We start from the raw sequence: 12,495 nt of genomic DNA, 5'->3' as shown, positions 1-12,495 counted from the left end.
AACAAGGATAATTTTACCGTAACCGGTATTTTAAAAGACTTTCCCAATCATTCAAGATTTACTTCCGAATACCTGATACCCTGGTCGTATTTAAGGCATACCGGTGGCGATGATTCGAGCTGGGGCAACAACAGCACCCGCACCTATGTAATGTTGAAGCCCAATGCCACACTGGCTTCCGTAGCACCTAAATTACAGGTGTTGAAGCAGAAATACGATGAAGAGGCCCGCACGGATAAATGGGAAATGTTCATATATCCCATGAAAAAATGGCGGTTGTATTCGAGCTTCACCAACGGCGTGGAAGACGGCCGCGGCCGTATTGAATTTGTGCGTTTGTTTGGCATTATAGCCGCTTTTATCCTGCTCATCGCCTGCATCAATTTTATGAACCTGAGCACGGCGCGCAGCGAAAAAAGGGCAAAAGAAGTAGGCATCCGCAAAGTGGTGGGCGCCCGCAAAGGAACCCTGGTAGGACAATTTATAGGAGAATCCATTTTGCTTTCGTTCCTGGCGGCACTGCTGGCTCTTCTCATTGTAGTGATCAGCTTACCCGCATACAACCAGCTTACCGACAAAAAGCTGTTCATTGATTTTGCGGATGTTAACACATGGCTCGCGGGTATAAGCTTTATTGTATTTACAGGCGTGCTGGCCGGCAGCTATCCTGCTTTTTTCCTTTCGTCTTTTCAACCGGTAAAAGTACTCAAAGGAACTTTTAATAAAGCCCATGCGTTGGTTACCCCACGCAAAATACTGGTAATACTGCAGTTTACATTCGCCATCATCCTGATCATCTGCACCATCATCGTTAAACAGCAGATTGATTATGCCCGCAACCGGGAAACGGGATATGATAAAAACAACCTGGTATACCATTTTTTTACAAATGATATTGAAAAAAACTATGGGCTCATTAAAAACGAGCTGCTTTCTTCCGGGGCAGCCACATCGGTTGTAAAAACCAATTCGCCCCTTACGGAAGTATGGAGCGACGGCTGGGGCCAGGAATGGGAAGGGAAAGATCCGAATGATAAAACGGATTTTTACCGCTATGTGGCCGATGACGGGCTGGGAGCCGCCACCGGCATGCAATTCGTACAGGGGCGCGACTTTGATCTTAAAAAGTTCCCAACAGATTCAACGGGAATGATCATCAATGAATCTTCGCTGAAGGTGATGAAATTTAAAGATCCGCTTGGAAAAACCGTAAAAGACAATGGTATATCGTGGCATATTATAGGCGTAATAAAGGATTTTATCATTACTTCGCCTTACGAGCCCATCCGGCCGATGCTCATCATGGGCGCAAAAGCGAACTGGTTCCAGACCCTGCTCATTAAGCTCAACGATAAACAGCCTGTTGCGCAAAACCTGAAAACAGCCGAAGCCATTTTCAAAAAGTACAATCCCGAATATCCTTTCGACTACAAATTTGTTGATGAGGAATATGCCAGAAAATTTGAGAATGAGCAACGCCAGGGGATACTTGCCGCATTGTTCGCAGGGCTTACTATTTTCATATCCTGCCTGGGATTGTTTGGCCTGGCTACCTATATGGCCGAGAACCGGGTGAAGGAGATCGGTGTTAGAAAAGTACTGGGCGCATCGGTTACCGGTATTACCGCATTGCTTTCGAAAGATTTTTTAAAGCTTGTTCTCGTGTCTTTTGTTATCGCTGCACCATTGTCGTGGTGGGCCATGTACAAATGGTTACAGGATTATTCTTACCGTGTGAGCATTCAATGGTGGGTGTTTGCAATGGCCTGCCTGGTATCGGTAATGATCGCGCTGCTTACCATCAGCTATCAATCCATAAAAGCGGCAGTGGCCAATCCGGTTAAATCACTGCGCACAGAATGAGGTTAATTTGAAAATGCAGCGGTCGGTACGCGACGAAGGAGCGTCAGACCGCGGGTGAAAATGAATAAACCCGGAAACCGCAAATCAAAAAATCCGAAGTCTGAAATCCGGAATTCGAATTCACTACTCATATCTCCTACTCAAATATTCGTCCTATCTTCAGGACAAGACACTCATACCTCATACCTGAAACCTGCAACCTCTTACCGACCGTCCGTTATCGTACACTTTCCGTCCGTTATCGCACAACATTTTTGATCAGGGATTATAAGTGATTACATTTCAGTGCATTACAAAGTGGCATAGGTCTTGAAAAATAGCTTTATCCGCTCATTCTTCAAGCAATCATATGTTCAGGAACCATCTCACAACAGCACTGAGAACGATCAGGAGAAATAAAATTTTTTCAGGCATCAATATCCTGGGGCTGGCGCTTGGGCTCGCCGCATTTTGGCTGATCGTTTTATACATCGCCGATGAGCTGAGTTACGATCGCTACAATGCCAATGCCGAAAGAATAGTACGCGTAGCGCAACACGCGCGGTGGAGTGATAATAACATTCACGTGGCCCTGACCTCGGCTCCCTTTGCACCTGCACTGAAAACAGCTTTTCCTGAAATCGAAGATGCGGTAAGAATTAACACCGAAGGCGGAGGCATCATTACCTATGGAGATAAAAGCATAAAGCAGGGTGATATCGTATTTGCAGATAAAAGTTTATTGTATATTTTTTCTTACAACTTTTTATACGGTAATGCGGCTTCTGCCCTCTCCCACCCCAATTCTGTAGTACTTACCAACAGTCTCGCCATAAAACTTTTTGGCAACGCCGAAAAGGCTTTTAACCAAACCATTTATTTTGACAAAAATTTTCCTGCAACAGTTACCGCGGTCATTAAAGATATTCCGGATAATTCGCATTTGCGCTTTAGCGCAGTACGCCCCTTTCCTGCTGAAGATGCGGACAACTGGCAAAATTTCAGCATCTATACTTACCTGCTTTTAAAGAAAGGAGCCGATCATACAGAACTGGAAAAAAAGCTCCCGGCTTTTGCGGCCGGAACCATTCAAAAAATAATGGGTATTACCGATTATAAAATGGAGTTGCAACCGCTTACGTCTATTCACCTGCATTCAAATCTTGGATACGAGCTTAGTACCAACGGTAACATTAACCGGGTGTATATTTTTGCCGCTATAGCCATGCTGATACTCATCATTGCGATGATCAATTATATGAACCTTACTACTGCGCTTTCTGCCTCACGCATAAAAGAAATTGGGGTACGCAAAGCCATAGGTTCAGGAAAACGTTCTATTGCAGGCATGTTCATTACAGAAGCAGTGCTGGTAACCTGCATTGCGGCATTGATCGCAACATTTATAGTATCACTAACGCTTCCTCTGTTTAATGAACTTACCGCAAAAGAGCTGCCGGCAAACCGCTTTGGTATTTTAAATACGATCCTTTGTTTAATTACATTTTCGCTCCTGACAGGCTTCATCAATGGTATTTACCCTTCTTTATTCTTAGCCAGGTTTAAGCCCGTTCCCGCACTTAAGGGCGAACTGGGAAGGCAATCCGGCAGCATACTATTCCGAAAATCACTGCTGGTTTTCCAGTTTGTGATTACAGTGGTAATGATTGCAGGCGCGGTTATTATCTACCAGCAGTTACAATACGCCTTGCACACCAATCTCGGGTTTAACAAAGACGAAGTGCTCACTTTTCATATTGATGATAAAAAGGTTCGCGATCAGGTACCGGCATTAAAATCACAATTGTTGCAAAGCCCTCTTATAAAAAGCGTGGCTGCAGCAGGCAATCCTATCGGCAATAACAACCTGGGGGGTAATGGATATAAGTATGAAGAAAATAACGGTGCTGCTTCGGATCATACAAAAATAGCACAGGAATTAATGGTAGATGCTGATTTTGTAAATACGATGGAAATAAAACTAATAGAGGGAAGGAATTTTTCTGATGCCATGCCCGCGGATCAATCCGGTTCCGTTCTGGTCAATGAAACACTGGTAAGGGAATTAGGGTGGAAAGAACCGGTTGGCAAACAAATACTGAAAGCATCCGATGACGATGGAAATACAGCGCCTAAGAAAGTAATTGGCGTTATAAAAGATTTTCATACCTATTCGCTGCAACATAAAATAGAACCGCTGGTAATGGTAATGCCGCCGGCAGCCTCGGATGAAGACAATCTGTATGTGCGGATCGCAAAAGGTAAAATCCCGCAGGGGCTTGCTTACATTGATAAAGTGTACCGCCGGTTTGATAAGACGAACCAGGCCACATACAGTTTCCTTGATCAGAACTTTGCAAAGCAATATAAAGCGGAAGAAAAACAGGGCCAGATCGCTTTGTTGTTTTCCATACTTGCCGTCTTCATTGCATGCCTCGGACTATTCGGCCTCGCTACTTTCTCTGCCAGCCAGCGCATTAAAGAAATAGGAATCCGCAAAGTGCTTGGAGCCAGTGTGGCAGGGATCGTCATTTTATTATCCAAAGATTTTTTGAAGCTTGTACTCATTGCATTGTGCATTGCTGTACCCATTGCATGGTATGCAATGAACAAATGGCTGGAAGATTTTGCCTACAGGATTGAACTGGGCGGAAGCGTATTTATCATAGCCGGAATAACGGCTCTGGCTATAGCATTGCTTACCGTAAGCTTTCAGGCCATAAAAGCAGCCGTTGCAAACCCCGTGAAATCGCTTCGAACGGAGTGACGAAATAAATATTATTGCGGATGAAAAGCCTGAAAAGATATATGCAGCGCATACCAGATTACTGATCGCTAACAATTTTTATATGCTTAAAAAAAATTTCATTATAGCATTCAGGGCTTTAAAAAGCAGCAGGTTTTATGCAAGCGCCAGTATAATTGGTCTTACCATTGGCATTACCTGCAGCCTGCTGATATTGTCCTTTGTTTACTATGAAATGAGTTTCGATACATTTCACAAAAAAAGAGATCGCATTTACCGGGTAAATTATGATGTGCTGATGGGCGCCAAAGAAACGATTTCTCCTTCAGTACCGGTATTTGTTGCCCCCCAGTTAAAAATGAGATTTCCTGAAGTGGAGGATGTTACCCGGTTTTTGCCGGGATGGTATTCACAAACCATCAGTCGCGGAAATATTTTTTTTGATGAAAAAGGTTTTGCTTACGCTGATCCTCATTTTTTTAGGTTGTTTGATTTCAAACCAATATCCGGCAACCTGGATATGGCTCTGAGCGATCCGAACACACTTGTGATTACAAAGGATATGGCAAAAAAATATTTCGGGCAGGAAGATCCGGTAGGTAAAACATTATTGTTCAACAATGACAGAGAATTCACTGTCAGGGCTGTCATTCAAAACATTCCATCCAACTCTCATTTTAATTTTGATTTTGTTACTTCTTTATACAGCATTAAGGGATTCGACAGCCTTGAAACCAGGCAGGTTTGGAATAACCCCAACTACACGACCTTTTTATTGCTGAAACCCGGTGTTAATGAAGCAGCGCTTTCGCACAAAATAGATGAATGGGTAAATCCGGATCCAAAAAGTGAAACAACAACTGCTGATAATGCAACATATTTACAGTTAGAGCCGCTGAAAGATGTGCATTTTAATACGCAGGTATTTAACTTCAAAAACATATTTATAGTAACTGACCCGAAATACATCACTGTTTTCGCAGCCGTTGCTGTTCTTGTATTGCTGATAGCATGTTCCAACTATATTAACCTTGCTACGGCCAAAGCCTCTTCCCGGGGTAAAGAAGTGGGTATCCGAAAAGCCATTGGAGCCGGCTTTTGGCAATTGTTTTTTCAATTTCTTACCGAATCATTCCTCCTCGTTATAGTAGCAATGTTCATTTCTGTTATTGCCACAAGTCTTTTGCTTCCCCGTTTCAACAATATTTTAGGAAAGGAAATTCCGTTTTATCTTTTCAATGCAAAGTTCCTGCTGTGCATTATTGTGGCTACTGTAGCGATATCGCTTCTTGCAGGATTTTATCCTGCATTTCTGCTGTCAAAATACGGGGCAGTGGAATCCCTTAAAGGGGAATTCGAAAAAACAGGAAAGTCAGGAATAAGCGTAAGAAGAAGCCTGGTTGTGCTGCAATTCACTATCGCTATTATACTGATATCAGGAGCTATTGTTGTTCGTTCCCAACTGCTGTTTATGCAGTCTGAAAAACTAGGATTTGATAAAGAGCATGTATTGGTGGTTCATGGCAATGCGGATATCCGTAAAAGCCTGGATGCATTTAAAACTGCACTAAAAAAAATAAACGGCGTGCAGGACGCTTCACTAACATGGAGGTCGCCTTTTGAAACCGTTACCGGAAATGGGTTTTCCATAAAAGCAAATCCAGCGTCGGAAAACGACTGGCATGTGGTAGGTGGTATAGCCGGTGATGATCATTATCTGTCAACGCTGGGGATTTCTTTACTGGCAGGCAGGAATTTTGATCCTGCAAAAATAAAAGGCGACAGTACAGTCAATGAGTTCATAGTGAACGAAGCATTTCTGCGGCATTATAGATTACGGGCTAAAGATGTCATAAGCAAAGAAGTACAATTGGGTTTAGCTGGTAAGGGATCTATTGTTGGAGTGGTGAAAGACTTTCATACCAGCTCCATGCACGACCAAATTCAGCCGGTGGTATTATTCAATCATCCCGGCTATTTTGGAGAAGTGCTATTAAAAATTGCTCCCGGCAACCTGCCGGAGATGCTTAAGCGTATTGAAGAAGTATGGAAGTCATTTGCACCTTCCCGCCCGTTCAATTATTCCTTTCTTGATGAAGAGTACAATATTAAATATAAAGCTGAACAACGGTTAAGTTTCCTGATGTCTGTTTTTTGCGGAGTAGCTATTTTAATTACCTGTCTCGGACTGCTTGGCTTAATGACATTTACTGTATCGCGACGTACCAGGGAGATCGGCATCAGGAAAGTGCTTGGTGCTTCCGTGCTGAATATCACATCCCTGCTTTCCAAAGATTTTTTGATTCTTGTTGCCATAGCAATGGCTATTGCAACGCCCCTTTCATGGTATTTTATGCATCGCTGGCTGCAGGACTTCGCTTATCGCATTCATATTGGCTGGTGGATATTTGTTGCCGCAGGATCATTGGCGCTGACCACTGCCCTTATAACGGTTGGCATTAAGGCCATAAAGGCGGCGATGGCAAATCCTGTTGAAGCATTGCGAAGTGAATGAGGCGGTCGGCACGCGACAAAGGAGCGTCAGACCGCGATTAACGTAAAAAATTTAATTGCTGAAAGCTCACGGCTGAAAGCCCATAGCCCAAAGCTCATAGCTCAAATCAACAAATCAGAAATCACCTTCTATGTTTAAAAATTTTTTCAAGATCGCATGGCGCAACCTCGTGAGAAAAAAAGTTTTTTCTGCCATTAATATTATCGGCCTTGCCCTGGGCCTGGCAATATTTACACTGATCAGCTTATACGTTTTGGACGAACTGTCGTATGATCGCTATAATGAATTGGCCGATCGCATCTATCGTGTCAATACTCATATCAAAGTTAATGGTACCGGATTTAATAGTAATTATACGCCCGCACCTATGGCGGATGCCCTGGTTACCAATTATCCCCGGATTGAACAGACGGTACGGATCTCGGGCGGTAACGATATGCTCGTAAAAAAGGATGATGAAACGTTGATCGAAAAAAATGCCTTTTTTGCTGATACCAACCTTTTCAAAGTATTTACTCTTGATCTGCTTAAGGGAAATCCTGAAACTGCATTATCCAATCCGAATTCGATGATTATTTCTGCTTCTATGGCAAAAAAATATTTTAACAGCCTGGATGTAATTGGCAAAACACTTAAAGTGGATAATACCGATCTCTACAATATTACAGGCGTTATTAAAGACATGCCTTCGCAGTCGCATCTGCATTTTAATTTCATTAAATCTATGGCCAGCCTCGAATCATCTGCATCAAATTTCTGGCTGAGCAATTCCTTTATGACTTATGTACTCGTTCGTAAAGGAACGACACAAGCTGAACTTGACAACTATCTGGAACAAACAGCGAAAAAATATGCGGAGCCGCAATTGATGAATATGGTTCACAGCTCCTTTTCAGACCTTGAAAAAAATGGCGGACATTTTGAATATGCCAGCATTCCTCTCACGAAAATACATCTGTACTCACAGCTATCGTCTGAAGTAGAATCCTCCGGTAATATCGAATACGTGTATATTTCAGCGATCATTGGATTGCTGATCCTGCTTATAGCCTGTATCAACTTTATGAATTTGTCAACCGCCCAATCTGCGGGACGCGCTAAAGAAGTGGGCGTGCGTAAGGTAATCGGTTCAGGACGTGCAAATTTGGTAAAGCAGTTCTTAACTGAATCATTGCTTACGGCAATGGCAGCTTTTATTTTTTCTGTCATTTTAATAATATTATTGATCCCGTTGCTGAATCAACTGTCCGGGAAAGAAATTAACCTGGCTTCCGGTTTATATACGTGGCTATTCCCGGCTTTGCTGTGTGTAGCGCTGATCTGTGGTCTGCTCGCAGGAATTTATCCGGCTTTTATATTGTCTGCATTTGACCCGATCAAAATACTAAAAGGCAAATTTATTTTAAATGTCAGGGGATATAAACTCAGGAACGCACTGGTCATCTTCCAGTTTACCACAGCTATCATCCTCATCACCGGCACGCTCGTTATCTACCAGCAATTGAATTACATCAGGAATAAAAACCTGGGATACGATCGTGACCACGTGCTGGTGCTGAACAATGCGTATGCACTCGGCGAACACACGCAGACTTTTAAGAAAGAGATTTTACAATTATCCGGCGTGGTGGCCGGCGCTTTAACCCAGGATCTTCCTACCACTACTGCAAATAACTGGAATAGGAATGCCTATTCAAAGGATGCAACCATGAATGCAAGCCAGACGCAAACGTTAGTGGATTGGGCGGTTGATGCGGGCTACATTCCTACATTGAAAATGGAAATGGTAAAAGGAAGAAATTTTTCACCGGATATGCCTACTGATTCGTCAGCGATCATCATTAACGAAACAGCGGTCAGTTCACTGGGTTTTAAAGATCCGCTGAATGCTAAGCTATACGATTTTAATTCGCGAACGAACCAGACACAGGAATTTCATGTTATAGGCGTTGTCAAAGATTTTAATGCAGGGTCGCTGCGTTATACCACTGAGCCGCTGGTGATGCGCTATTCCAAATATGGAGGACAATTTATTTTTCGTATAAAAAGCGCGAATATTCCGCAATTGCTTTCGCAGATAGAAAGCCGGTATCATTCATTCGACCAAATGAGTTCGCAACCTTTTATTTACTCTTTCATGGATGAGGATTTCAATAATTTGTACAAGGGTGAACAGCGCACGGGCAGTATGTTTACCACTTTCGCCGCGCTTGCTATTTTCATTGCCTGCCTCGGATTGTTTGGGCTGGCGGTTTATTCAGCCGAGCAGCGCACCAAAGAAATTGGCATTCGCAAAGTGCTGGGTGCAAGCGTAAGTGGCATCATTAGTTTATTGTCCAAAGATTTTATCAGGTTGGTAATTGTGTCCATTGTAATTGCTACGCCGGTCGCCTGGTGGGCCATGCATAAATGGCTGCAAAGTTTTGCATACAAAATCAATATAAGCTGGTGGATATTTTTGGTTGCAGGAATTGTTGCGGTTTTGATTGCATTGATAACAGTAAGTTCCCAGGCGATTAAAGCGGCAGTGGCGAATCCGGTTGGGAGTTTGAGATGTGAATGAAATTAATTTAGAAATGCAGCGGTCAGCACGCGACGAAGGAGCGTCAGACCGCGAATTAATTTGAAAATGTGACAATTTGAAAATTTGAAAATGACGGGGAAAGCGGTAACGTGAAAATATAGCGGTCGGCACGCGACAAAGGAGCGTCAGACCGCGATTAAAAAAGTTTAATTGCTGAAAGCTCACGGCTCAAAGCCCACAGCTTAAATCAGAAATCAACTTCTATGTTTAAAAATTTTTTCAAAATTGCATGGCGTAATCTTATTAAAAGCAAAGGTTACAGCGCTATTAACATTGGCGGACTGGCAGCAGGTATGGCTGTAGCCATACTGATCGGCTTGTGGGTATATGATGAATTGTCTTACGATAAATATCATGAGAATTATGACCGCATTGCACAGGTAATGCAACATGCCAACTTTAATGGCGAAACAGCAACACAAACAGCCAATCCTGCTTTGATGGGACCTGAGATAAGAGCAAAATACGGCAGTGATTTTAAATATGTGGTACAGGCATCGTGGCAGGGTGGTCACCTGCTTTCAGCAGGCAAGAGGAATTTCACCAAAAAAGGTATTTTCTTTGAAGCCGATGCCCCCGATATGCTCACCCTCAAAATGTTGAAAGGCACAAGAAAAGGTTTAAAAGATCCCTATTCTATCATGCTTTCTGCCTCCGCTGCCAAAGCTATATTTGGCAATGAAGACCCGATGAACAAAGCCATCAGGCTCGACAGAACCCTCGATGTGAAAGTTACAGGTGTATATGAAGATCTGCCCGATAATACTTCATTCCGTGAACTGGAAATTATAATGCCATGGGAGCTGTGGCTCATTCAAAATCCGTGGGTCAAACAAATGAAAAATCCCTGGGGCAGCAATTTCTCACAAACTTTCGTTCAGGTTGCCGGCAATGCCGACATGCAGAAGGTTTCCGCGAAGATCAAAAATGTAAAACTGGACAATGTTGGCGCCGATGAAAAAAGATACAAATGGGAAGTGTTTCTGCAGCCCATGAGCAAATGGAACCTGCACAGTGAGTTTAAAAACGGCGTAAACACAGGTGGCAATATCCGTTATGTATGGCTGTTCAGCATCATCGGCATTTTCGTTCTCGTACTTGCCTGTATCAATTTCATGAACCTCAGTACGGCAAGGAGCGAGAAAAGAGCAAGAGAGGTAGGTATACGCAAAGCCATCGGCTCCATGCGCTGGCAGATAATAAGGCAATTTTTTACTGAGTCGTATGTAGTGGTACTGCTGGCATTTGTATTTGCAATGATATTGGTTGCTTTGCTGTTGCCATTGTTCAATGATGTAGCAGGCAAAAAAATGGCCATGCCATGGGGCAATGTTGTATTCTGGCTCGCAAGCATTGTATTCATTTTTATAACAGGACTGCTTGCAGGCAGCTATCCCGCATTCTATCTTTCATCATTTCAGCCATTGAAAGTTTTAAAGGGCACATTCAGGGTTGGAAAAGGGGCAAATATCCCGAGAAGGGTGTTGGTGGTGCTGCAGTTTACGGTGTCGGTAATGCTGATCATCGGTACCATTATCGTTTACCAGCAGATACAGTATGCAAAAGACAGACCTATTGGTTATACCCGCAACGGGCTGATCAATATGGGCCTTGAAAAAGAGATAAAGCAACACTTTGATGCCACAAGAACGGAATTAAAGAATGCCGGCGCTATTGAAGAAATGACCGCTTCAAACAGCCCGCTTACGGGTGTATGGAATACCAATGGCGGCTTTGACTGGGAAGGTAAAGATCCTAATCTTGCAGTTGATTTCCCCAATAATAATGTTTCATACGATTATGGTAAAACGGTTAAATGGACAATAAAAGAAGGGCGCGACTTTTCAAGAGCATTTGCCACAGATTCTGCTGCATTCATCATCAACGAATCAGCCGCAAAATTCCTGGGCTTCAGCAACCCTGTGGGAAAGATCTTAAAATGGAACGATCACCCGTTCACCATCATTGGCGTAATTAAGGATATTATGCAGGAGTCTCCTTTCTATCCCGTACGCCCAACCCTGTATCACGTAGGCGAGCTGGATAATATGTTCAATTTGATCATCCGGTTAAATTCGCACAGGAGCGCATCTTCTTCCTTAAAAACGATTGAACAGCAGTTCAAAAAATACACTCCGGATGTACCTTTCGATTACAAATTTGTGGACGAGGATTTTGGTTCAAAGTTCATTGCCGAAGAACGCATTGGCAGGCTCTCATCTTATTTTGCCATACTCGCTGTTTTCATTTCCTGCCTGGGCTTGTTTGGAATGGCAAGCTTTGTAGCAGAACAAAGAACAAAGGAAATAGGCATCCGGAAAGTGCTTGGTGCAAGTGTGGTTAACCTCTGGAAGCTGTTGTCAACAGAATTTATATTGCTCGTGGGTTTGTCGTGTATAATAGCCGCACCGGTAGCGTATTACTACCTCAGCAACTGGCTTACCAACTATGATTACAGGATAAGTATAAGCTGGAAGGTATTTGCTGTTGCTGCGCTGATAGCTTTATTTATTACTGTGATCACCGTTAGCCTTCAATCAATCAAAGCAGCGATGGCAAACCCTGTGAAAAGCCTTCGAACCGAATAGCTACGGCTCTCAAAGAGTGCTTGAGAACGGAATAAGTTAATTTGAAAATGTGGTAATTTGAAAATTTGAAAATGGTGAGAAAAGCGGAATGTGAAAATGAAAGCGGTCGGCACGCGACGCAGGAGCGTCAGATCGCGGATTAATGTAAAGACATTAATTGCTGAAAGCTGATGGCTCAAAGCTTACAATTCGGTACACGACGAAGGAGTGTTAGACCGAG

The 12,495-nt window shown here is 43.1% G+C and carries 5 protein-coding genes; all 5 read left to right on the top strand.

Going from position 1 to position 12,495, the window contains the following annotated elements; genetic code table 11:
- A partial coding sequence (locus tag PLH26_RS01045) for an ABC transporter permease (protein WP_324584115.1) occupies positions 1 to 1,863 on the top strand: 1,863 nt, incomplete at its 5' end.
- A gap of 349 nt (positions 1,864 to 2,212) precedes the next feature.
- Positions 2,213 to 4,609 (top strand): ABC transporter permease, encoded by a 2,397-nt coding sequence (locus PLH26_RS01040; protein ID WP_324584114.1) that lies wholly within the window; start codon positions 2,213 to 2,215, stop codon positions 4,607 to 4,609.
- An 82-nt stretch (positions 4,610 to 4,691) separates the two neighbouring features.
- Positions 4,692 to 7,103 carry an ABC transporter permease gene (locus PLH26_RS01035; RefSeq protein ID WP_324584113.1) on the top strand — a complete coding sequence of 804 codons (2,412 nt, stop codon included), beginning with the start codon at positions 4,692 to 4,694 and terminating at the stop codon, positions 7,101 to 7,103.
- Positions 7,104 to 7,233: 130 nt separating this feature from the next.
- Positions 7,234 to 9,666: an ABC transporter permease gene (locus PLH26_RS01030; protein WP_324584112.1), complete on the top strand. Its 2,433-nt coding sequence runs from the start codon at positions 7,234 to 7,236 to the stop codon at positions 9,664 to 9,666.
- A gap of 224 nt (positions 9,667 to 9,890) precedes the next feature.
- On the top strand, positions 9,891 to 12,275 hold the full coding sequence (locus tag PLH26_RS01025) for an ABC transporter permease (RefSeq protein ID WP_324584111.1): 2,385 nt from the start codon (positions 9,891 to 9,893) through the stop codon (positions 12,273 to 12,275).
- Positions 12,276 to 12,495 lie beyond the last annotated feature (220 nt).

Origin of the sequence: Agriterribacter sp., assembly GCF_035444585.1 — a bacterium.
Taxonomy (GTDB): domain Bacteria; phylum Bacteroidota; class Bacteroidia; order Chitinophagales; family Chitinophagaceae; genus Agriterribacter.
The sequence above is the reverse complement of the archived record's forward strand: the minus strand, read 5'-3'. Positions and strand labels throughout refer to the sequence as shown.